This is a genomic window from Gluconobacter sp. P5H9_a (assembly GCF_018812085.1).
Taxonomy (GTDB): domain Bacteria; phylum Pseudomonadota; class Alphaproteobacteria; order Acetobacterales; family Acetobacteraceae; genus Gluconobacter.
On record NZ_JACRVW010000011.1, the window covers coordinates 1 to 21,833 of the forward strand.

The 21,833-nt window shown below is 57.4% G+C and carries 20 protein-coding genes; 10 read left to right on the plus strand and 10 right to left on the minus strand.

The genetic code is table 11. From position 1 onward, the window contains the following. A partial coding sequence (locus KP708_RS10915; RefSeq protein ID WP_215757181.1) for an NAD(P) transhydrogenase subunit alpha occupies window positions 1-1,158 on the minus strand: 1,158 nt, incomplete at its 3' end. A gap of 333 nt (window positions 1,159-1,491) precedes the next feature. On the opposite strand from KP708_RS10915, the gene dnaG reads away from it, so the two are divergent. The 7 genes from dnaG (at window position 1,492) to KP708_RS10950 (ending at window position 8,899) form a co-directional block, all read left to right on the plus strand. Next, window positions 1,492-3,330, plus strand: a complete 1,839-nt coding sequence (gene dnaG / locus KP708_RS10920) for a DNA primase (RefSeq protein WP_215750739.1) — start codon at window positions 1,492-1,494, stop codon at window positions 3,328-3,330. 134 nt (window positions 3,331-3,464) lie between these two features. Then, the gene (rpoD, locus tag KP708_RS10925; protein WP_064275007.1) at window positions 3,465-5,420 is read left to right on the plus strand and encodes an RNA polymerase sigma factor RpoD; all 1,956 of its coding nucleotides are present in this window, start codon (window positions 3,465-3,467) and stop codon (window positions 5,418-5,420) included. 11 nt (window positions 5,421-5,431) lie between these two features. Next, window positions 5,432-6,004 (plus strand): GNAT family N-acetyltransferase, encoded by a 573-nt coding sequence (locus KP708_RS10930; protein ID WP_086632985.1) that lies wholly within the window; start codon window positions 5,432-5,434, stop codon window positions 6,002-6,004. A gap of 158 nt (window positions 6,005-6,162) precedes the next feature. Then, the gene (rpsF, locus tag KP708_RS10935) at window positions 6,163-6,645 is read left to right on the plus strand and encodes a 30S ribosomal protein S6 (protein ID WP_046901239.1); all 483 of its coding nucleotides are present in this window, start codon (window positions 6,163-6,165) and stop codon (window positions 6,643-6,645) included. 5 nt (window positions 6,646-6,650) lie between these two features. Then, window positions 6,651-6,941 carry a 30S ribosomal protein S18 gene (gene rpsR, locus KP708_RS10940; RefSeq protein ID WP_046901240.1) on the plus strand — a complete coding sequence of 97 codons (291 nt, stop codon included), beginning with the start codon at window positions 6,651-6,653 and terminating at the stop codon, window positions 6,939-6,941. A gap of 10 nt (window positions 6,942-6,951) precedes the next feature. Beyond that, entirely contained in the window at window positions 6,952-7,545 is a 594-nt protein-coding gene (gene rplI / locus KP708_RS10945) for a 50S ribosomal protein L9 (RefSeq protein WP_215750740.1), read from the plus strand. A 133-nt stretch (window positions 7,546-7,678) separates the two neighbouring features. Next, the gene (locus KP708_RS10950) at window positions 7,679-8,899 is read left to right on the plus strand and encodes a cyclopropane-fatty-acyl-phospholipid synthase family protein (RefSeq protein WP_215750741.1); all 1,221 of its coding nucleotides are present in this window, start codon (window positions 7,679-7,681) and stop codon (window positions 8,897-8,899) included. Between the two features lie 4 nt (window positions 8,900-8,903). Here KP708_RS10950 and KP708_RS10955 read toward each other — a convergent pair whose 3' ends face one another. Genes KP708_RS10955 through KP708_RS10995 form a run of 9 tightly spaced genes read right to left on the minus strand, consistent with a single transcriptional unit; the run spans window position 8,904 to window position 18,648 of the window. After that, window positions 8,904-9,479 carry a DNA-3-methyladenine glycosylase I gene (locus KP708_RS10955; protein ID WP_215750742.1) on the minus strand — a complete coding sequence of 192 codons (576 nt, stop codon included), beginning with the start codon at window positions 9,477-9,479 and terminating at the stop codon, window positions 8,904-8,906. Continuing rightward, window positions 9,460-10,284 (minus strand): 16S rRNA (adenine(1518)-N(6)/adenine(1519)-N(6))-dimethyltransferase RsmA, encoded by an 825-nt coding sequence (gene rsmA, locus KP708_RS10960; RefSeq protein WP_215750743.1) that lies wholly within the window; start codon window positions 10,282-10,284, stop codon window positions 9,460-9,462. Before rsmA ends, KP708_RS10955 begins: the two co-directional genes overlap by 20 nt. A 1-nt stretch (window position 10,285) precedes the next feature. Next, window positions 10,286-11,644 carry a peptidylprolyl isomerase gene (locus tag KP708_RS10965; RefSeq protein ID WP_215750744.1) on the minus strand — a complete coding sequence of 453 codons (1,359 nt, stop codon included), beginning with the start codon at window positions 11,642-11,644 and terminating at the stop codon, window positions 10,286-10,288. 2 nt (window positions 11,645-11,646) lie between these two features. Next, window positions 11,647-13,965, minus strand: a complete 2,319-nt coding sequence (locus KP708_RS10970) for an LPS assembly protein LptD (RefSeq protein ID WP_215750745.1) — start codon at window positions 13,963-13,965, stop codon at window positions 11,647-11,649. Continuing rightward, entirely contained in the window at window positions 13,965-15,152 is a 1,188-nt protein-coding gene (gene lptG / locus KP708_RS10975) for an LPS export ABC transporter permease LptG (RefSeq protein ID WP_252347461.1), read from the minus strand. Before lptG ends, KP708_RS10970 begins: the two co-directional genes overlap by 1 nt. Then, window positions 15,149-16,297, minus strand: a complete 1,149-nt coding sequence (lptF, locus tag KP708_RS10980; protein WP_202207671.1) for an LPS export ABC transporter permease LptF — start codon at window positions 16,295-16,297, stop codon at window positions 15,149-15,151. Before lptF ends, lptG begins: the two co-directional genes overlap by 4 nt. 56 nt (window positions 16,298-16,353) lie before the next feature. Beyond that, window positions 16,354-16,836 carry a hypothetical protein gene (locus KP708_RS10985; RefSeq protein ID WP_215750746.1) on the minus strand — a complete coding sequence of 161 codons (483 nt, stop codon included), beginning with the start codon at window positions 16,834-16,836 and terminating at the stop codon, window positions 16,354-16,356. Window positions 16,837-16,840: 4 nt separating this feature from the next. Next, the gene (locus tag KP708_RS10990; protein WP_215750747.1) at window positions 16,841-17,854 is read right to left on the minus strand and encodes an L-threonylcarbamoyladenylate synthase; all 1,014 of its coding nucleotides are present in this window, start codon (window positions 17,852-17,854) and stop codon (window positions 16,841-16,843) included. Then, window positions 17,851-18,648 (minus strand): 3'(2'),5'-bisphosphate nucleotidase CysQ, encoded by a 798-nt coding sequence (locus tag KP708_RS10995; protein ID WP_215750748.1) that lies wholly within the window; start codon window positions 18,646-18,648, stop codon window positions 17,851-17,853. The genes KP708_RS10990 and KP708_RS10995 overlap by 4 nt, the downstream gene beginning before the upstream one ends. Window positions 18,649-18,888: 240 nt before the next feature. On the opposite strand from KP708_RS10995, the gene KP708_RS11000 reads away from it, so the two are divergent. The 3 genes from KP708_RS11000 (at window position 18,889) to KP708_RS11010 (ending at window position 21,728) form a co-directional block, all read left to right on the plus strand. Beyond that, on the plus strand, window positions 18,889-20,370 hold the full coding sequence (locus KP708_RS11000) for a leucyl aminopeptidase (protein WP_215750749.1): 1,482 nt from the start codon (window positions 18,889-18,891) through the stop codon (window positions 20,368-20,370). Between the two features lie 2 nt (window positions 20,371-20,372). After that, window positions 20,373-20,816 (plus strand): DNA polymerase III subunit chi, encoded by a 444-nt coding sequence (locus KP708_RS11005; protein WP_099213221.1) that lies wholly within the window; start codon window positions 20,373-20,375, stop codon window positions 20,814-20,816. Window positions 20,817-20,882: 66 nt separating this feature from the next. Continuing rightward, window positions 20,883-21,728, plus strand: coding sequence for an aldo/keto reductase (locus tag KP708_RS11010; RefSeq protein WP_086632998.1), 846 nt, complete (start codon window positions 20,883-20,885; stop codon window positions 21,726-21,728). Window positions 21,729-21,833: the final 105 nt, after the last annotated feature.

The following is a 21,833-nucleotide window of genomic DNA, read 5'->3' on the forward strand; positions in this document are numbered from 1 at the left end:
GGGTTGCGGTGCGGGCGGCGCCGGGGAATTCGGATCGACGGCCGTGCGGATGCCTTCGTTCGTGATGTAGCCATCATGAGTCAGGGCGGTGCCGGAAATGACTTCATCCGTGAAATCCAGCTGGATCTGACCATCCTTGGTCAGGATCTGCTGGAGCAGATGCATGATGTTTTTGGAATAAAGTTCGCTGGCCTGAAGGGCGAGCATGGACGGAACATTGATGGGGCCGACAATCGTCGTAGGGCCGACCTGCACGGTCTGGCCTGCCTGTGTGCCTTCACAGTTGCCACCGCCTTCTGCACCGAGGTCGATGATGACGGAGCCGGGCTTCATGGCCTTGATCTGCTCGGCATCAATCAGGCGCGGAGCCTTTTTGCCGGGGACTGCTGCTGTCGTGACGATCAGGTCAGCCCGTGCGATGTGGTCGCTGATGACCTTGCGGACCGTCTGTTTTTCTTCGTCTGTCAGTTCGCGGGCATAACCGCCTTTGCCGGTGCCATCCACGCCGGTATCGACGAATTTGGCGCCGAGAGACTGCGCTTCTTCGCGTGTTTCCGGGCGGACGTCATAGCCTTCCGTGACCGCACCAAGACGCTTGGCCGTGGCAAGAGCCTGTAGACCCGCAACGCCAAGGCCCATGACAAGAACCTGTGCAGCCCGCAGGGAGCCGACGGCTGTGGTCATCATGGGAAGGATCTTGGTCATGTGCACGGACCCGAGCAGAACGGCGTAATAGCCGGCGAGGGTGGCCTGACTGGAGAGGGCGTCCATGGCCTGCGCGCGGGAAATGCGGGGAACCAGCTCCATGGCGAAGCAGGTCACTTTCTGGTCCCGGAGGGCCTTGACCAGATCAGGGTGGTTTCGGCCGTAAATGAAGGACACCAGAATGGCGCCGGGCTTCATGGCCTGAACGGTTTCAATGGTGGGAGGCTGAACGGCGAGGACAATATCCGCATCGCCGAGGAGAGCCTTCCGGTCTGTTGAAAGGGTTACGTCTTTATAGGTTTCATCCGGATAGGAAGAGGCGACCCCGGCCCCGTTTTCCATCGCGAAAGAGACGCCGAGGCTGCTGAGGCGCTCGACAACCTGCGGGATCAGGGCGACGCGGCGTTCACCGCCTTCGTCCTGTTCTTTTAGTACCGTGATTTTTACGGTCATAGGTTGAGATCCTGCGTCTTTAATCTTTTGTGAAGGCGCGACTCATCCACCCCACTAAAGGGATGCAGGGGCCTGCACCTCGTTCGACTGCCATATTGACGCTATATTTGCGCCTCTTCCATTGATGGGTGTCAAAAGAAAAAAAATTCTTTTAGTTGTCATATTGTAATCGTTTCCAGATCAGGAAAACGGCTACGATTGTTTCGGAAACTGGCATTCACTATTCAGGTTTTCTTTAACGCAGGGAGATTTGGGGAAGAGTAGATTTTCCCTTCCCAGGATTGTAAGAGCCTTCTCTCCTGACAGACCTGATCGAAAGGCTCTTGCTGCCCGATGGCATTCGACGCTGCCTTTCTGGACGAACTCCGCAATCGGACGCCGCTGGCCTCCCTGATCGGACGGCGTAACAAGCTGGTTCGTTCTGGCCGGAACTGGAAAACGTGCTGCCCTTTCCATGGGGAAAAGACGCCGTCTTTTTACGTTTATGATGATCATTTTCATTGCTTTGGCTGTGGCGCACATGGCGATGCGATCTCCTTTGTCATGCAGAGCGACGGCCGGAGTTTTCCTGAGGCTGTCGAGCAATTAGCTGCTGAAGCAGGCCTTGAAGTTCCGAAGCAGGACCCACGGAGTGAGGCGCGTGCGCGGGAGGTCAAATCTCTCGGCGATGTTCTGTCCCTCGTTCAGGCCAGTTACCGGCGTCGACTCTTCCTTCCGGAAGGAGGGGAAGGGCTCGTTTATCTGCGTGGGCGTGGACTGAGTGACGCGACTATCGAACGGTTTGGTTTGGGGTGGTCCGGCGATGGGCGGCATCTGGTTGAAGAATTACGTGCTCATGATGTGACGCCTGAAATGCTCGTTCAGGCGGGCATTTTGCGCGTGGATGATCGGGGACAGCCCAAAGGGGAACTGTTTTTCAATCGCGTGACGTTTCCGATCCGGGATCGCCGCGGCAAGCTAATTTCTTTTGGTGCGCGTACCCTGGGGGATGGGCAGCCAAAATATCTCAATGGTCCGGAAACGGCGCTCTTCTCCAAGCGGCGCACACTCTACAACCTCGATCTGGCACGTGAGGCTGTCCACAAGGGCGCTGAGCTTGTTGTGGTTGAAGGGTATATGGATGTCATTGCTCTGGACCAGGCAGGCTTTGGCGGTGCTGTGGCGCCGTTGGGGACTGCGCTGGGCGAAGAGCAGCTCAATCTGCTGTGGCGCATGACGCCCTCTCCGATCCTGTGTCTGGATGGTGATGCGGCAGGAGCCCGCGCCGCTTTGCGGGTCTGTGAAGTCGCGCTTCCGCTGCTTTCTCCCGAACGAACGCTCAGGTTCTGTCGCCTGGACCCTAAAGATGACCCGGACAGTCTGATCCGTACACGCGGCGTTGCGGCCATGAAGGAAGCCCTGTCTGGGGCGACGTCTCTGGCGACTGAATTGTTCGGGTTGATGACGGGGGGAATGGTTGATCCCGGTCCCGATCAGCGGGCGGCGTTGCGTGAGAAGCTTGTTGCTCTGTCAAAGCTGATCCCGGATCGGGCACTCGCGTCTGAGTATCGCAGTACGTTTCTGGATATGTTTTTCGCGCGATTCAGGCGCGGGGGAGGAAGTAAAAAACCGTTCCAGAAGAAAGGAGCGCCGCTTCCTCTTTCAACGCAGGCCCCTGGCGAGATGCGGCATATCGAGCAGGGGAGTGTGGAGCGTCTTAACATCCTGACTGCGATGCTGTTGCGCTATCCGGATATCCTTCCGGAAGTGGAGCAGGCCTATAGCAGTCTCGCTCTTCCGGGTGATCTGGATCGGATTCGCTCGGCTCTTCTGGACTGGAGTTGTCAGGACGAGGATCTGACGGAAGAGAACTGCCATCGCTGGATCGAGGCTCATGGGCTGACGGATATCGTGGCGGCCGTGACAGAAAGTCCGATGCCTCGGGAAGTGGGGCTCGGAAAAGACAGGGATGAAGTTCTCAAGATCGATGTTGTGGAGAGCTGGTGGCACTTTTACGGGCTTGTAAATTTTCGCAATTTCGAGCGCGAAGTGGCCAATGACATTCAGGCAACCATCATGCAGGTCTATTCTGGTGGGGGAGGCGGAGACTCATCTTTTCCGGAAAGCCTGCTGGCGCGGATGAGGGTTCTGGAAGCGCTGCGGCGAGGTGAGGATGTTGAAGAAGAAGGGTGAAAAAGGCCGGGGCTAACGTTTTTTATTGCCCTGAAGTTGCTTTCTTTTTCGTCTAAACCTTGACTTACGGCTCAGGATCGACCACCTGCACGCTGCCGAATTGCTTGCTTTCGGTGGAGTTGAGGGAGAGACGCATGGCGACGAAAACAGCCTCTGGTACGGATCGGAACGCGCAGGAACAGGAGGGGGATGCCACTCTTCTTGATACGCAATCCGCTGCCGTGAAGCGGCTGATCGCCAAAGGGCGTGAGCGTGGCCATATTACCTTTGACGAGCTGAACGCCGTTCTGCCGCAGGACCAGATGTCCTCCGAGCAGATCGAAGACGTCATGGCAGCTCTGTCAGAGATGGGCATTCAGGTTCTGGAAAACGAAGAACAGGACGAAGCTGAGCCGGCTCAGGAAGAAGCCAAGGAAGAAGCTGAGGAATCAGACGAGCCTCAGGGCGGCAATATTGATGCCGAGGCTGCCAGCCGCACGGATGATCCGGTTCGGATGTATCTGCGTGAGATGGGGTCTGTAGAGCTCCTGTCCCGCGAAGGCGAAATCGCGATCGCCAAGCGCATTGAAGCTGGCCGTGACGAGATGATCGGTGGGCTGTGCGAAAGCCCCCTGACGATCCGTGCGATCATTTCCTGGCATGAGCGCCTCAAGGACGGCGAGATGTTGCTCCGCGACATCGTCGATCTGGAAGCCAGTCAGGCTGTCGGTCCGGGTCCTGAAGGCGAAGAGGGCGAGGAAGGCGAGGAAGCTGCGGCTGACGAAGACGCTACGGACGACGATGCCGAAGAAGGCGACGGCGATCAGCAGGAAGGCAGTGGCCTGTCCCTGTCTGCTCTGGAAGAGAAGCTGAAGCCAGAAATCCTGGCCCGTTTCGAAGCCATTGAGCCGCTGTATCACAAGCTGCGTCAGCTTCAGGTCAAGCGTCTGGAGGCCCTGACGGCCGGTGAGGAAAGCTCGGACAAGTCTGAGAACATCTACGAAGAACTGCGCCATGAACTGGTCAGTCTGGTGGAGCAGGTTCACCTGCATAACAACCGGATTGAAGAGCTGGTTGCCCAGATCAAAATGCATGTTCAGCGTCTGAATAACCTCGAGGGCCGCTTGCTGCGTCTGGCTGAGGGCTGCAAGATTTCGCGTGATGACTTCCTGCTGAAGTATCGTAACCGCGAGATGGACCCGACCTGGGTTGATTTTATTTGCACTCTGCCCGGTAAGGGTTGGAAGACGCTGACGACCAAGCACCTGGACCAGATCCGGTCCATGCGTGCTGATCTTGCGGCGCTTTCTCACGAGACTGGCCTGCCGGTTGGGGAATTCCGTCGTGTGTATGCGACCATTTCCCGTGGTGAGCGTGACTCCACACGTGCCAAGAAGGAAATGATCGAGGCTAACCTTCGTCTCGTGATCTCGATTGCCAAGAAGTACACGAACCGTGGTCTGCAGTTCCTGGATCTGATTCAGGAAGGCAACATCGGTCTGATGAAGGCTGTGGACAAGTTCGAGTACCGTCGCGGTTACAAGTTCTCGACCTATGCCACTTGGTGGATCCGTCAGGCGATCACGCGTTCTATCGCCGATCAGGCCAAGACGATCCGTATTCCGGTGCACATGATCGAAACGATCAACAAGCTGGTGCGGACGTCCCGTCAGATGCTGCATGAGATCGGGCGCGAGCCTGCTCCGGAAGAGCTGGCTGAGAAGCTGGGTATGCCGCTGGAGAAGGTCCGGAAGGTCCTGAAGATTGCCAAGGAGCCGATCTCCCTTGAAACGCCGATTGGCGACGAGGAAGACAGTCATCTTGGTGACTTCATCGAGGATAAGACGGCTGTTATTCCGTTGGATGCCGCGATCCAGACCAACCTGCGTGAAGCAACCACGCGCGTTCTGGCGTCCCTGACGCCACGTGAAGAGCGCGTTCTGCGGATGCGCTTTGGTATTGGCATGAACACGGACCACACCCTTGAGGAAGTGGGTCAGCAGTTCAACGTGACGCGTGAGCGTATTCGTCAGATCGAAGCAAAGGCTCTTCGCAAGCTCAAGCACCCGAGCCGCAGCCGTAAGCTGCGTTCCTTCCTCGACGATAACTGATCGTCTGGGTCATGCTGCCGGCCTGGCTTCATCCGCAGGGATCATCCACCCGTTTTGAGGTGGGTGTGACTTTTCTGGAGACGAGGGCAAGCCGCCCAGCTCCGGTTTTGCCGGAGGGGGTCTCTCTTGAGAGAGTTCTCCCTCCGGCATTGCCGCTATACCGCAAGCTTTATCGGGAAGTCGGTGAGGCATATTGCTGGTGGATGCGTCGTCCGATGCCGGACGAAAAACTTGCTGAAATTGTTCATGATCCTGACGTTTACTTCATGGTGCTCTGGCAGGCAGATGGTACGCCTCTTGGGTTCTACGAACTGGATCTGCGAGAGGGCGGAGACGCCAATCTCGCGTACTTCGGACTTCTGCCAGCAGCGATTGGTCGTGGCTTAGGTCGGGCATTGCTGGATTCCGCGATTTCTCAGGCGTTTGCGGCAGGGTGCTGGCGATTGCGGGTCAATACCTGCACACTGGATCATCCCAGAGCTCTGACCAATTATCAGAAATGTGGGTTTGTAATTCAGTATGTTGTTCAGGAAATCTGGAACGTTCCTGACGAATATGTTCCGGCAGAGCTGCGTCGACTCTGAGTTTATCCTTGATTTCCGTTAGGCTGCATGATTAATGCAGTCTTTCCCTGCCGGGCGATGTGGCGTCGCGCCGGCTATACCCGCGCTTTCCCCAAAGATTGCACTGTCTCCGGCACGGGCTGGACCAGTTGGGTTGACCTTATCCGAAGGGAGTTTTCATGCCACTGTACGAAAGCGTGCTCATCGCACGTAACGATGTGTCTCAGGCACAGGTCGAGAGCCTGGTTGAGACCATTGAAGCCCTGCTGACCGAGAATGGTGGTTCCATCCAGAAGCGCGAATTCTGGGGTCTCCGTTCGCTCGCATACCGCATCAAGAAGAACCGTAAGGGCCATTACGTCCTGCTCGGTATCGACTGCACGCCGGATACGCTTCGTGAAGTTGAGCGTCAGCTCGGCCTGAACGAAGACGTGCTTCGCGTTCTGACGCTTCGCGTTGACGAAATCGACGAAACTCCGTCCCCGGTTCTTGCTCGCAAGAATGATGACCGCGGCGACCGTGGTAGCTTCCGTGGCGGCTCCAAGCCGGCTGGTCGCTTCGAGAGCGGCCGTGGCGGCCCGCGTCGTGGCAGCGAAGACCGTGAAGAATACCGTGCACGCGGCGAGCAGGACGATGCTCGTGAGGCGGCTGGAGCGGAGTAAGAAACATGTCCGATACAACCACCACCGACGTGAACGACGTCAACCCAGCAGCCCGTCGCACGGCTGTCGGCGCACGCCGTCCTTTCTATCGTCGTCGTAAGTCCTGCCCGTTCTCCGGCCCGAATGCGCCGAAGATCGACTACAAGGACGTGCGTCTTCTGAGCCGCTTCCTCTCTGAGCGTGGCAAGATCGTGCCGAGCCGTATCACGGCTGTTTCGGCCAAGAAGCAGCGTGAGCTGGCGCAGGCTATCAAGCGTGCCCGCTTCCTTGCCCTGCTCCCCTACGTCGTAAGCTGAGGAGAGCACCATGTCCCAGACCGCACTGATCCTGCTCCAGCGGGTCGAGCATCTCGGCCAGATGGGCGATCTTGTTTCCGTGAAGCCGGGTTACGCCCGTAACTTCCTGCTTCCGCAAGGCAAGGCGATGCGTGCTACGGCCGCAAACCGCAAGCGCTTTGACACGGAGCGTGCCCAGCTTGAAGCGCTGAACATCAAGAAGCGCGAAGAAGCCGAGCGTCTTGCCGAACGTATGGACAGCCTGTCTGTCGTCATCATCCGTCAGGCAAGTGACAGCGGCAACCTGTACGGCTCCGTCAGCACGCGTGATATCGCTGTTGCTGCTACGGACGCTGGCCTCACGGTTGCTCGTCAGCAGGTTGTTCTGGCTCACCCGATCAAGTCTCTTGGCCTGACGGAAGCCCGCATCGTCCTGCACCCGGAAGTTTCCATTCCGCTGACAGTCAACGTTGCACGTTCTGCTGAAGAAGCTGAGCGCCAGGCTCGCGGCGAAGCCGTTGGCGTGGAAGAAGAGGATGACAACATCCTTGGCGACCTGCAGGCAGAGAACGCAGCTGAAGAAGCTGCTGCCGAAGCTGCAGTCACGGAAGAAGCCGAAGGCTGATTTCGCTGGCATAGCCAACAGAAAACCCGGCCGGGTATTCCCGCGCCGGGTTTTTTGATGTCTGCTCTCCCGGTCAGGAAACTGAAGACTGTGTCATGTCTTGTTATGACGCGTGAACAGGAGGGAGACAGGCGTGAAACCCATTCTCGATTTCGTTCTGAAGAAATTTATTCAGGTCGGAACGCTGCGAGTCACGTTCAGTGACGGTACGATACAAACCTATCGTGGGGCCTTACCCGGCGTTGAAGCGGGCTTACATCTCAAAACAAAACAGGCTGAGCGTTCTCTGGTTATTAATTCCGGGTTGGCGTTTGGCGAAGAATACATGGCTGGTGAACTTGCGCCGGAAGGATGCACTCTTGAGACACTGATGATCGTCCTCATGGCGAACATCACCCAAGGCGGTCATGTTTTTGAAGAGATCGAGGACCGACTCCGTTATCTTCTGCGACCTTTAAAGGGACTTAATTCCCTGAAGCGGTCCTGCCGGAATGTTGCGCATCACTATGATCTGAATGGTCGACTTTACGACTTGTTCCTCGACAAGGACCGCCAATATTCGTGCGCGTATTTCCAGCGTGAGGATATGACCCTAGAGGAAGCCCAGATCGCAAAGAAGCGACATATTGCAGCTAAGCTCAATCTAAACCGTCCCGGACTGGAAGTTCTGGATATTGGGTGCGGCTGGGGCGGTCTGGCACTGACACTGGCAAAAGACTATGGCGCGACGGTTGTCGGTATTACGCTTTCAAAAGAGCAACTGGAGGAAGCGCGGGCTCGAGTGCGGGCAGAGGGACTTGAGGGGCAAGTCCGTTTCGAGCTCATGGACTATCGGAATGTTCATCACGAGTTCGATCGCGTCGTGTCAGTCGGAATGTTCGAGCACGTTGGACAACCGCAATTTGAGCGCTATTTTCGCGGAATTAAGGAATGTTTGAAGCCAGATGGGGTGGCTTTAATCCACTCGATCGGTCGGACGGATGGGCCGGGAACCACCAATGCGTGGCTTCAGAAATACATCTTCCCCGGAGGATATTCTCCGTCTTTAAGCGAGACGCTGGCTGCTATTGAGCGCACCGGTCTCTGGATGACAGACTGCGAGGTGCTGCGTCTGCACTATGCCAAGACAATTGCAGAATGGCGTAAGCGCTTTGATGCCAACCGACAAAAAATTATAGATCTGTATGACGAGCGCTTTGTGCGGATGTTTGAATTGTATCTTGTTGGGAGCGAACTGGCATTCCGTGTGCAGGGGCACATGAATTTTCAGCTTCAGCTAACACGGTCTGTGGATGCCGTGCCTTTGACGCGTGACTACATGTTTGAAAGTGAGCGTGCGAAAAGCGCAGTCTGAGTTTTTAGACTTGGGGTGTGTAGCGAAAGCAGGATGGGTCGTGATCGTGGATCAGACCCACGGCCTGCATCCAGGCATACACGATGACAGGGCCAACGAAGCGAAAGCCCCGGGCTTTCAAAGCCTTGGACACAGTTACTGAAAGAGGTGACTGCGCCAATACTGTTCCGGTTGAATTGTAAATCGGAGCATCAGGAACCAATGATGCAATGAAACCTGCAAAATCTTCGCCTTGTGCCTGCATGGCCAGATAGGCTTGTGCGTTTCCGACAGTCGCTTTGATCTTGGCGCGGGCCCGGATAATGCCGGGATCCTGCATGAGGCGGTCGATATCCTGTTCCGTAAAGAGTGCTACTTTTTCAGGATCGAAGTTGGCGAAGGCCTTTCGAAAACCTTCCCGTCTTTTCAAAACAATCGCCCAGGACAAGCCAGCCTGAAAGCTTTCCAGAACCAAGGTCTCCCACAGCTCACGGCTATCACGGATCGGAACGCCCCACTCTTCGTCATGGTACTGGCGAAGAAGGGGGTCTGTTGCGGCCCAACGGCAGCGGGTAAGGTTCTCAGGCGCGGGAGCGGACAAGATGCAGCTCTGCAAGGCGACCAAATTCTGCAACGCTCAGAGTTTCAGCCCGGCGTGTGGGCTCGATACCCGCAGCGTCCAGAAGTGCTTCCCCACCGATCGACTTAAGTGACGAACGCAGCATCTTGCGGCGCTGTCCGAACGCGGCGGCTGTGACACGCTCCATCGCTCGGAAAAGCTCTGGTGCAGGTTGCTCTGCGTGCGGGATCAGGACTGCAACGGCAGAATGAACCTTTGGTGGCGGGGAAAATGCCCCCGGTGGAATGCGCAGAGCCACGGAGCAGGACGCGCACCATTGGGCCAGCACAGCCAGCCGCCCGTAAGCGGAGGTATCTGGTTCAGCACAGATGCGTTCAGCAACTTCCAGCTGGAACATCAGAGACAAGCGTTCCCACGAATGGGCCTGTCTCAACCAGCCCACAAGAAGGGGAGTGGCGACATTGTAAGGCAGGTTTGCGATGATCTGTCTGGGGGCAGGCGCAAGGCTTGCGGCATCAAGTTTCAGGGCATCCTGCCGGATAATATGCAGGCGATCCGGATAGTGTCCGGCCAGCTCTTCGAGCAGTGGCCAGGCACGTTCGTCAATTTCCACAGCATCGACGCGGCTTGCTGGACTATCGAGCAAAGCTCGTGTCAGGCCACCCGGGCCTGGGCCGATTTCAACAACGCTTCGCCCTGTCAGATCGCCGCCCAAGGCGACGATCCGGGCACAAATTCCGGGGTCCAGAAGAAAGTGCTGACCAAGGGACTTCTTTGCATCCAAGCCATAAGCCTGAATGGACTCTTTTAGAGAAGGAAGGCTCACGTCAGTTAAGAGCCGGTTTTGCGGCAGGGCGTATATCGATGATGGACCGACGCTGCAGATCCCGCTGGAGCTGACGGGAAGCCTGTTCAACGCGCTCGTTCATAAGCTGATCGGCAATTTCACCCGGTGTCTGCTGTGCCAGATTTTTCTGCTGGCGATCACAGACCATTAACAGGGCTATGCCATCCATGGAAACCAGAGGGCGACTGACCTTGTTGACGGGGAGAGGCTCGATGATGGAGCGCATCTGAGGGGCGAGGCGTTCCAGGATCTGCGTGCCGGGGTTGCTGGGACGCTTCTCTCCAAGAGACTTGTTGAGAGCCTCTATTGCGTCGCAGCTATGGATCGTTTCCACAGCATGTGTCGCCTTCTGAAGAGCTGCCTGCTGCTGAGGGGTTGGATTTTGCGGGTTCAGTGGTGCATCGAACGGGAAGAATGCCTGACGCAGGGCAACGAGCGTGCCCATCTGCTTGCCGACGACGCGCTTGGCCTGAACCGTTGCAATGACAAAGCCGCCTGCAACCTGGATCGGATTGGAAATAGCGCCAATCGGCATCTGCCGAACGACATTCACGACCTGTGGATCGAGGCTGTCTTCCTGTACCCATCCCATGGAGCCACCATCCAGAGCAGACTGTGCCTGCGAGAACTGGGCGGCAACAATCGGGAAGGGAGCTCCTTCGCGAAGCTGGGAGATGATGGTGCGTGTGAACGTGAGTTCGTTTTCATCGTGGCGAGGGTCAGCAACAGGAACGAAAATTTCGCTCATCATGTACTGTGCGCGACCCTGCTCAGCCTGAAGGGCCTGCTCACGCTGCGCGATCTGGGTGGCTGTAATGCGCCCCCCTTCGCCCAACTGCTCACGCAGGACCTGCATCCAGCCAATCTGCACACGGATCTGATCGATCAGCGTCGTCAGGGAAACGCCGTCAGACGCGAGGCGGTCACGCAGGGCATTTTTGGGCATGCCGTTGCGCTGTTCGATGTTGCTGATGGCTCCAGCAATCTGCTCAGGCTCGACATTGATGTGTCGCTTGAGCATCTCCTGGGTCTTCAGGCGCTCTTCGATCAACTGGTGAATGATCTGGCCGCGCATGCGGTTCATGACATCCGGGCTGACGGGCAGGCCTGTGGAAAGTACGAACAGCTTGGCGCGGTTATCCACATCACGCTGGGTCAGGACCTGGCCGTTGATAACAGCCAGGATCTGGTCTTCGGGTGGTTTGGCCACAGGTGCCTGCTCTTTTTTGGGAGCAGTCTTGTGGGCGGGTGCAGCATGCGCCACAGCGGTTGGAACCGCCGCAGAGAAGGCCAGCAGGGCAACCAGGGCAGTAGATGCGATGCGATGGGTCTTGAACATGCTCAGCCGTTAATTCCGAAAGTGCCGATCGTTTTGAACGTGAAGTTGAACATCACAGTGGTGTTCCGCTGCTCGCCGCCGATCCGTGTGTACTGTTTGATATACATGATATCCAGCCCGAAGCAGTCGTTGGAATACCCAATGTCTCCCCCGTTTGCGACGAACTGTTTCCGGGACAGGCTGCGCCGGAAGAAGCCGGAGGCATGATAATTACGCCAGTGAGTGGCCACGCTTCCTGTGATTTCGTTCGTTTTGACCAGATAAGGCGAATTTACGCCGCTCTCACGATAATTGGTAGCGTAGTAATAATACGGTGTTACTGGGGCATAGAGATAGCCTGCACTGAAGCGCAAAGCTGGAATGCCGGCGCTGAACAGGCCTTCCCCGTAGTCCAGCTGGTGTGTCCACGGATTGTAGCGGCCGCGAGCGGTCACATCGAGGTATTTATTGGGTGTGAAACGCACACGGCCAACCGGGTCCGAAAAATGGTGATCCAGCCCGGAATACGGAATACGGTTCTTCGTGATGTGTTCCTGGATGCTTTCACCCACCAGCATATCAATGGAATGGCCGTTCCACGTCCAGCTCTGATGAACGCCAATATTGCCGCGCAGACCACCGTCAAGGCGATCTGTTCCGGAATAGCGGTTTAGGGAGAACATGGTTGTATCGGTGAACTCGTACGTCAGGCTGTCTTCATTCGGCATATTGCTGTTGGAAGAGTTGCCGGTATTAGGGGCGGCAATCAGCTGGACAATCGGCTCAAGGATCTGCGTGCCTCGTCCGCGGGCAAAAGACCTGAGAAACGGCCAGTTCATCTTGACGGCAATTGTCGGCAGAACCTGCCCTGTGACTTTTGTGCCGCCAACAGCGTAATAGGTTGGCTGCTGTGCCAGACTGGTGGCGCGATAGACGTTTGAGTCCAGTCGGGCTGTTACAAGCCACTGCTGGCCAAGACTGTTGTGGAATGGGCGGTCCCACTGCATCTGGAGCTGACCACGCTGATCAGACACACCCTTGGAACGGAAGACGTCAAAGTCGGTGGTGTTCATACTGAAACGGCCGCCGAGCGCATCAGGCTGGCCCTGATAGGTATAGGTGAAGCGCGGGAGCGCCCATGGCAGTTCAGAGTTCTGAATGACGCCCTGGTTCAGACCCTGATAGGCCTGCGCGTCGAGGCGGGCGTAGGCGCCTACGCCGTAGCCTTCAAGATAGACGTTCGAGTTGAGCGATTCCTGACCGTAACCAGGGACGCGGTAATCTCGCATGTAGTTGGCAGACGTCGCCAGATTGACGTTGATGCCTGCCTGCCAGTGCTTGTTGATCGCGAAATTGCCCTGACCGAACACGTAGCCCTGCAGGCCGTATTCGCCTGAGGAATTGACGTTGTTACCGAACGTGTTGACGTAACGGCTCTCTCGGTTGGTGTCGTATGCGCCACCTGCAGTAATATCGAGCGTGCCAAAGTTGAAACGGCGACGATATTCGCTGGTGATTTCCGGGCCTGTCTTTGTGGAGACCAGTCCACGAACGGTAAGGTCCTGACTGTCGTCAATGGCCCAGAAATATGGAAGGGTGAAATACGTTCCAAGATAGCGGTCATGCGGGCTGATACCGGCCATTAGGAAGCCACTCTGTCGTTTGACCGAAGGATCGGACATCGAGAAAAACGGGAAATAGAACACTGGAAGGCCGAGCATTTTCAACCAGGCATGGTTGAACTCGATACGCTTGTGCTGGGCATCCTGTGTCGCGCCATAGGCCTGGAACTGCCAGAACGGAGGAGCGTCTGGGTTTGTTTCGCAGATCTTGCACGCCGTATAGACAGCATGTGACAGATCATTGATCAGACCATTGGTGCGACGCATGCCGTTGCCAGCCAGCTTCGCATTGTCCTGCATCTGCATGTAGATGGACGTGCCGATGCCGTCATGCATGCCATGGCTGAATTCCATATAGGCGGCATAGGTTGTGCTGCCGTCTGGTTCCATGATGGCGACATGGCCACGCGCTGCCAGAACGCCGGTATTCCGGTCATAGGTGATCTTGTCCGCACGGAGAGCGTGATCGCCCTGCCAGATGCGGACATTGCCTTCCCATGTGACCAGACCGTTCTTTGCATAGCTTTCGCTGTCAGCCAGATAGGTGAGGGGGTCATGCTCGGACGTCGGCTTACCGATGACGATGATATGCGAATTGTCCCGCTGCATCGTATTGGCAAACATGTCCTGCGGCGCCACGAGCGCAGTTCCCGTCAGGGCGACGCCTGCAAGAGAGACGCATCTGCGGGCGCGTTTTGGGAGCCACCGGGGCACCGACATCAACCATCCTCCATGTGCAGCAAAAGCGCGACCGCAAGGCAAAGCCCTGCGCCCGTGGGCGCCCATGCGGCAAGAACCGGCGGCAAAGCGCCAGATTCACCAAACTGTTCAGCCACTTTCGAGATCGTGAAGAGCGCAAAGCCTGCAGCAATTCCCGATCCCAGCATCCGGGCCACTCCGCCGCGTCGTGCGGGACGCATCGAAAACCCTGCGGACACCAATGCCATTGTACCAGCAAGGATGGGAAGAGCCAGAAGCGATTGGAAATGTAACCTGTGCCGAATTGAAGGGAAACCGGAACGCTCCAGAAGGGAGATAAAGCTGGGTAGAGCAAAGACCGACAGCGTATCGGGCGATGCGAAACTTTCCTGAATGCGGTCAACCGTAAGGTCGGAAGGAAGGGTCAGGGTTCCGACTTTTTCTGGCAGATGGTCTGGATGAAGCAAGGACGAATCATTGAGGTTCCACTGCTGGTGGGCGAGCGTTCCGGTCGGTGCTTCGACGCGTACGATCAACCGGTCACGGTCATCCAGACGGAAAATGGTCACGCCTGAAACATCGAGCGTGTCCTGTGCAAGCTTGACGTTCTGGGCGTGTAGAATGGCAACACCATGGGGCGTCAGCCCTTCATCGGCCTGTCTGAGCCAGAGTTCGCCGCCCTTTAGCGTCAGAACTCCACCGCCTGTCCGAAGGTAGGACTGATCCAGAAGTTCTGCCTGCCGATACATGGAAGAGGAGAGGGCCGAGATGCCGGTGGTTGTGAACAGACCGATCAGGAGTGCGCAAGCCAGGGGGCTGGCAAGAAACTGCCAGGCAGAGATGCCCGCAGCTCTAGCGACGATAAGTTCGGACGACCGCGTCAGACGCGAAAAACAGACAATCCCGCCGAGCAAAATACCGAAAGGCAGCACATAAATGACGTAATACGGAATGTGCAGGCCTGCGATTTCAAGAATAAGGCTCGTGGGCACATTGGGGCGGGTGGCGGCGCGTCTGAGCAGATCAATGAAGTCGAACAGGGACACAAGCCCTGTCAGCGCCAGAACCATCGACAGCGTGTTCAGGGTGAAATGGCGTGCGATGTAGATCGCTAATGTCGTGGAAAACCCGACTTCGGTTTCCTGCGGTCTCAGGGTGTGCAGGAGCGTGGAAAACCAGCTGCGATACCCGTCAGTCGTTGATTTCATGAAGGGCGTCCAGTCTGGCGCGAGGTTCCGGTCCACTGCTCCGCGAACAGAAGAGCTGCACAGATGATGCTGGGAAGAAGGGCTGCAACCCAGAGCAGGGGAACGAGCGCAAGGTTCCGGCCAGCAAAATTCTGGAGCATGAGCGAGAGCGCGAGAAGCCCGACAACTGTCAGAATGGCGATCAGAGGGCGGGTAATGTTGCCATGCCGGGAGAACGTCCCCCGGAGAACAGCGACCAGACCGATCATGGCGAAGGACAGTACCGTTAGCGGAGAAGTCAGGCGATGCCACCCTTCGACCGCAAATTTGCCTCTGTCACGCTCGGAAACCTCATTGGGGTCTGGATGGAAGAGGTCATGCAAGGGCATTTCCGACGCATCCCGCTCCTCGTGGTTGTTCTGGCGGGAGGATGTCAGATCAATCGTGTTGCGGCCAAACGTCAGGACGTTCAGGCGCCCTGTATGCCGGTCGATTTCTTCACGAGAGCCATTATAGAGGACGACGCGAGGCTTGTCGTTGACGGTGACGATGGTGCCCCGTTCGGCCAGAACGGTCGTATGAGCATCCGGGTCACGATCATCTTCCACCAGAACGCCGTGCAACAGTCCGTTGGAATCCCGGGAGCGGACATACACGGTCATGTCTCCCGAGACCTTTGTGAAAACACCATCCTGAAGCAGGAAGGCGGCCATCTGATTGCGGATCTGGAATTCGTATCGATGGAAGGCGTGATAGGACACCGGAGCCAGCCAGAGCGTCAAAACGTAGCACAGTCCCACGCAGGCTCCTGCGCAGATCAGGCCAGGGCGTGCCAGTTCCAAGGGGGAACGACCCGCGGCGCGCATGACGGTCATTTCCCGGTCGCCGGACATCCGCTGATAGGTGAAGAGGATCACGAGGAAGGTCGTGATCGGCAGGATGACGGCCACGAAAGATGGCAGCATGAGGGAAGTAAGCTGCAAAAAGACGCGCAGAGACAGTCCGTGCTGAACAATCATCGAGACGAAGTGCAGCGATTGCGTCAGCCAGATAAGCGCGACTGCTCCCCCCGTCAGTGCCAGAAGGGCAATGACAAGCTGACGGAGGACGTACCGGTCAAGAAGGGGCAGCAGATGTCGCTTTGCAGCGCCGGGGGAAGAGGCCATGGCCCTTCATCTATCCTTAGCCTGTGACGGGAGAAAGGCAAAAAAACAATACGGTATCAGCGAAAGTAGACTGATCGGTCAATCGGAGGCCGGTCTGTCAGGCTATGGTAGAACTGGCTTGTCGCGATCCCAAGCAATAGCCCCGCGCTGATCCCAAAGGCAATTGTAATGTAACGCCATGGACGTTGGGCGCGTTGTGTCGCGATTTCCGTCATGAGAGCCCGGCTTTCCATTTGCATATGGCTCAGGGCGCCTTGGGCGGACCTGATATGGCCCTGTGCTTGGCGAAGCTCACGTTCAAGCTGGAAGATCCTGTTCCGAAGCTGCTCTTCGCGGTCTGCCGCGCTCTGGTGTGAAGTGTCAGTCGCCAGGCTCGTGAAAAGATTTTTGAGCGCGCCGCCTGTCAGGTTGTTGCGTTTGGCACGTATACGAAGGGCTTCGAGCGCATTCTGGGCAGAGCCTGAAGGCTCCGCCAGAACCAATGCAAGAATATCGGAGAGAATCTTGATATCTTTGGGGTCGAAGCGGTTTTCGGCCATATGATCAGCCGGGACTCTGGGAAAGTGGGCGTGGTTCAGCCGCACGCTTTAGGCGGTCCCGGATTGCCAGCCCCAATCCTTGGCGGGGGATGGGCTGGGCAGCAATGCATGTCAGTCCGCGTTTGGTTCCTTCTGCATCCAGGAAGCGCAGCCCTGAAAACAGGCGGGCCGCGGCTTCTTCCAGATTCCCGGTTTCACTCAGGTTCCAGGTCAAGCCGGCGTTGGGGAGCGCAGGCCCGAACGCGAGCAGCGCCTCGTCGGGGCGAACGTCATAAGCGTCCAGCCGGACAGGGAGCGAAGGGGCATAATGAGATGCCAGTCTGCCCGGGGACGACGGGAGCGCTTCTGCAAAATCATCTGGATGATGGATTGGGCCACAGAGTGCCGTCAGTTCTTCCAGCGTTACGCCGCCCGGCCGGAGCAGAACGGGTGTGTCTCGTGTGAGATCCAGAACGGTGCTTTCTACGCCCACAGAACAGGGGCCGGAATCCAGAATGGCGTCGATACGTCCATCCAGCGAGCGTAGCACGTGCGAGGCGTCCGATGGGCTAACGGTCCCGGAAATATTTGCGGAGGGCGCTGCAATAGGAGCCCCGACCTCGCGGAGCAAAGCAAGGGCTGTTTTGCCTCTGGGGACGCGAAGGGCAAGCGTATTCAAACCAGCCGCCGCAAGGTCCGAAACGGTGGAGTTCGGCGCGCGGGGCAGCACCATCGTCAGGGGGCCAGGCCAGAACTTTTCCGCAAGCGCATAGGCGATGTCTTTGGTACGACCATGCAGGTCCGCCTGGGCGAACGCACTTTCTGCATCTGCAAGATGGCTGATAAGCGGATTGAAGCGTGGACGGCCCTTGGCGGCGAAAATACGCGCGACAGCCGTGTCGGACGAAGCAAGGGCGCCGAGGCCATAGACGGTTTCAGTTCCGAAGGCGACAAGCTTACCAGCCTTCAGAAGCTCTGCAGCGCGGCGGATTCCGTTGGTATCAGCAGTCAGGCGTTCCGTGTTCAAAGACTCGCTCACGAAGCGCCTCCCGTGCAGTAAAATGAAGAGTTCAGGCGGTCAGGCTTGCCGTAACGCAAGGGCTGGCCGTTTTCATCCAGTAGGCTGCCACCTGCGGCTTCGAGAATGGCCTGTGGGGCGGCGGTGTCCCACTCCATGGTGGGGCCAAAGCGGGGATAAAAATCGGCAGCGCCTTCTGCGACGCGCATGAACTTCACAGAAGAGGCAAGCTTGTCGATGGACGCGACCTTGCGTCCGGCGAGCCACCGCTCAAGAAGCTCGATGTTACCATGATGGCTGGACGCCAGAACACGCAGCCCTTCAGTTGATGGTTTGGCCGTGTGGATAGGGGTACTGGTCGTGCCATCGAAACGATGCGCGCCGAGCCCTATGCCCCCGCTGTAGATCAGTCCGTATCCTGGAAGTGCGACGACGCCCAGAGCGGGTCTATCTCCACGAATTAGCCCGATATTGACGGTAAAGTCCTTGCCGCCTGAAGAGAAACCCCGCGTTCCGTCCAGAGGGTCGACAAGCCAGTAGGCGTCCCCGGCTGTAACCTCAATCCCCGCGGACATTTCCTCTTCCCCGATTGCGGCAAGCGACGGGCACGCAGTGCGCAGGCCACGCAGGATGTGGTCTTCAGAGGCGCGATCTGCCTCCGTAACCGGAGAGGCGTCTTTTTTGACTTCCGTGAGGAAGCCTCGGGCGCGGATCTCGTTGATGATGTCCGCTGCTTCCGAAGCCAGACGGAATGCGAGGGACAGCAGGGCGCGGTCATCGTCTGGGGAGACCGTATGAAGGGGGGCTGAGGTCATGCCTGCAAGGCTACTTCATGAAAGGCGTTTCGTCATGTGCTGATGCGAGGGAGGTGACTTGAGTTGTTGCATACCGATCAGAACACGCAAATGAAGCTTTGATTGCTGCGGACATGAAAGCCGAACGCAGTGACATGTGACGTCTCTGTTGTGCTCATCGAACTGCCCCCTCTTGTGTGGAAGCACGCTGTTCCCGATAACGGGAGCACTGAAATGGTTCTGCCATGCAAAAGGTGCGATATGCTCGATATTTCTTTTGGTTCGCTTCCAGCGGTGAACAACGCCCAGCCACAGGCTGTGGCCCTGATTGGTCATGGGAAGGCGACCTTTGAAGACAGCACCTTCAAGGCACTCGATGACGCCACGGCTGGTGCATTGAGCCGTGCTGCGTCTTTCAAGGGTTTCAAGGGCGAAGCTGGGCAGACGGTTGTGCTGACGGCGCCATCTGCCGGTCTGTCTCAGGTTGTTCTGGTGGGATGTGCGGCTAAGGATGGCTCGGCTGTCGGGTCGGTTGCTGTTGAAAATGCCGGTGGCTCAGCGGCTAAAGCGCTCGATGGCGTGGCTGATGCGGTTCTCGCCCTGACGGCAGATGTTGCAGAATTCGCACCGGAAGCGGCGTTGGGTGCGCGTCTGGCTCGTTACGATTTTGCGCTGTATCGCACAAAGAAGTCTTCCGAGAGGCCGGTTCTGAAAGCTTTGACGGTCGTGGCTTTGGATGTTGCCGCCGCTGAAGCACGCTGGACTGCTCTGGATGCCGTATCTCGCGGTGTTTTCCTGACCCGCGACCTTATCAGCGAACCCGCCAACATCCTGTCTCCGGAAACGTTCACAGCGCGGATCGAAGCGCTCCGTGAGACGGGTCTTGAAGTGGAGGTTCTCGATGAAGCCGCCATGCAGGAATTGGGCTTTGGTGCCCTTCTGGGTGTGGCACAGGGAAGTGCGAACAAGCCCCGCACGGTGATCGTCCGTCATAATGGCGGTGGTGATGAAGCGCCTCTGGCCTTCATCGGCAAAGGCGTAACGTTTGATAGCGGCGGAATTTCGATCAAGCCTGCTGCCGGCATGGACGAGATGAAGACCGACATGGGCGGGGCCGCCACGGTTATCGGTCTCATGAGCGCACTGGCGCGCCGCAAGGCTCCTGTGAATGCGATTGGTGTTGTCGGGCTGGTAGAAAACATGGTGTCTGACCGGGCACAGCGTCCGGGCGATATTGTGACGAGTTATAGCGGCCAGACCATTGAAGTGCTGAACACGGATGCCGAAGGTCGTCTGGTTCTGGCGGATGTGCTTGCCTACACAAAAGATCGTTTCAAGCCAAAGCTGATGGTTGATCTGGCCACATTGACCGGTGCGATCGTGGTGAGCCTGGGAACGGAAAACGCAGGTTTGTTCAGCAATGACGACGCGCTGGCTTCCGGTCTGTTCGAAGCTGGAAAGCAGGTTGGCGAAGGTCTGTGGCGGATGCCGATGGGCGAGGCCTACAATCGCCAGATCGACTCTGACATCGCTGATATGAAGAACATTGGCGGCCGTCCGGGGAGTGCCATTCTGGCGGCTGAGTTCCTGAAGCGCTTCGTTGGTGAGACTGTCTGGGCGCATCTGGATATTGCCGGCACGACATGGAAGACGACGGCGTCCCCGACGGCTCCGAAGGGTGCAACTGGGTTTGGGGTTCGTCTTCTGAACCAGTTCGTACTGTCTCATGAGGCCAGTGCCTGAGAGTGGATGTCGGATTTTATCATCTGACGCGGACGCCTCTGGAAGAGGCGTTGCCTGCGCTTTTGGGTAAGACGCTGGATGTTGGGGAGCGGGCCTTGGTCCGTTGCCCCGATGCAGCGTCCGTTACGGCTCTGGATGCCGCACTCTGGGCGTCCCGCGATCCCGTATGGCTTCCGCATGGCACTGCGAAAATGGGTCATGCGTCCTGGCAGCCGATCTGGCTGACAGAAGGGACTGATGTGCCGAATGGCGCAAAATTCCTGTTCCGGATTGATGGCGCTGGAGAAGACGATTTTTCTCCGTTCACAAGAATTTTTGACCTGTTCGATGGGCGTGACCCCGCGAGCGTCCAGAGGGCCCGTCAAAGATGGGTAGCCTTGAAAGCGGCTGGCCATACTCTTGTGTACTGGCAGCAGCAGGAGCGGGGCTGGAAGAAGTCCGGCTGAGGTTCAGGCGGAACATCTTCGGGGGGTATGTCGTTGTGTGACAGAGTTCTTCCCGGGAGACGCCTTATGAAAACCGTTACGCTCCGCAACGGCACCACCGTTCCTGCATTGGGAATGGGGACATGGAATGTCGGAGATAGTGCAGATCGCCGCGCTCTGGAAATCGAGAGTTTGCGCACGGGTCTGGAAGCCGGTCTGCGGGTTATCGACACAGCGGAAATGTATGGAAACGGCCGGTCTGAAAAGCTGGTTGGGGAAGCCATCGCGGATGTGCGGGATGATGTTTATCTCGTCAGCAAGGTCCTCCCGTCCAATGCGTCTTATGACGGCGTGCGCCGGGCCTGCCGGCGCTCGCTGGACCGCCTGGATACGGACTGGCTGGACATGTATCTGCTGCACTGGCGTGGCGGTACGCCGCTGGAAGAGACCATTCGGGCGTTTGAAGACCTTCAGACAGACGGGCTGATCCGGGGATGGGGTGTTTCGAATTTCGATGTCGATGACATGGAAGAAATCGAGGCGCTTTCAGGGTCCTGTCAGGTCAATCAGGTTCTTTACAGTCTGGAACATCGCGGAACGGAGTTTGATCTGCTGGATCATGATCTTTCGACCGGAACTGTGACGATGGCTTATTCTCCGCTGGGGCAGGGCGGCGAACTTCTCCAGCACCCCGCTCTTGCCGAGATCGCAGGGAGACATGAGACGTCTGCTGGACCGGCTGATCCTGCTCAGATTGCACTGGCCTGGGTGATGCGTCGGGAAAATGTCATGGCTATTCCCAAGGCCGGCTCTCCAAAGCATCTCCTCTCCAATGTTGCCAGTTTGGAAATCAGCCTCACTGAAGAGGACCTGAAAGTTCTGGATCATGCTTTCCCTCCGCCGCAACGCAAGGTATCTCTCGCCATGATCTGACGGGCATGATCTGATACGGCCCGTTCCCACTCTGGACCGGACCGTACCCTGCTCACTTTTTCTGCCCTGTTTCATACTGATCCGGTCTCTCTTTGCCTGGCGGCA

Coding starts and splice junctions, on each gene's coding strand:
- lptG (WP_252347461.1), bottom strand. CDS start 15,152: ATGAAATCAACGACTGACGGGTATCGCAGCTGGTTTTCCACGCTCCTG.
- KP708_RS10995 (WP_215750748.1), bottom strand. CDS start 18,648: ATGACCTCAGCCCCCCTTCATACGGTCTCCCCAGACGATGACCGCGCC.
- KP708_RS10930 (WP_086632985.1), top strand. CDS start 5,432: ATGCTGCCGGCCTGGCTTCATCCGCAGGGATCATCCACCCGTTTTGAG.
- lptF (WP_202207671.1), bottom strand. CDS start 16,297: ATGGCCTCTTCCCCCGGCGCTGCAAAGCGACATCTGCTGCCCCTTCTT.
- KP708_RS10985 (WP_215750746.1), bottom strand. CDS start 16,836: ATGGCCGAAAACCGCTTCGACCCCAAAGATATCAAGATTCTCTCCGAT.
- KP708_RS10970 (WP_215750745.1), bottom strand. CDS start 13,965: ATGTCGGTGCCCCGGTGGCTCCCAAAACGCGCCCGCAGATGCGTCTCT.
- KP708_RS10965 (WP_215750744.1), bottom strand. CDS start 11,644: ATGTTCAAGACCCATCGCATCGCATCTACTGCCCTGGTTGCCCTGCTG.
- KP708_RS11000 (WP_215750749.1), top strand. CDS start 18,889: ATGCTCGATATTTCTTTTGGTTCGCTTCCAGCGGTGAACAACGCCCAG.
- rplI (WP_215750740.1), top strand. CDS start 6,952: ATGTCCCAGACCGCACTGATCCTGCTCCAGCGGGTCGAGCATCTCGGC.
- rpoD (WP_064275007.1), top strand. CDS start 3,465: ATGGCGACGAAAACAGCCTCTGGTACGGATCGGAACGCGCAGGAACAG.
- rpsR (WP_046901240.1), top strand. CDS start 6,651: ATGTCCGATACAACCACCACCGACGTGAACGACGTCAACCCAGCAGCC.
- dnaG (WP_215750739.1), top strand. CDS start 1,492: ATGGCATTCGACGCTGCCTTTCTGGACGAACTCCGCAATCGGACGCCG.
- rpsF (WP_046901239.1), top strand. CDS start 6,163: ATGCCACTGTACGAAAGCGTGCTCATCGCACGTAACGATGTGTCTCAG.
- KP708_RS11010 (WP_086632998.1), top strand. CDS start 20,883: ATGAAAACCGTTACGCTCCGCAACGGCACCACCGTTCCTGCATTGGGA.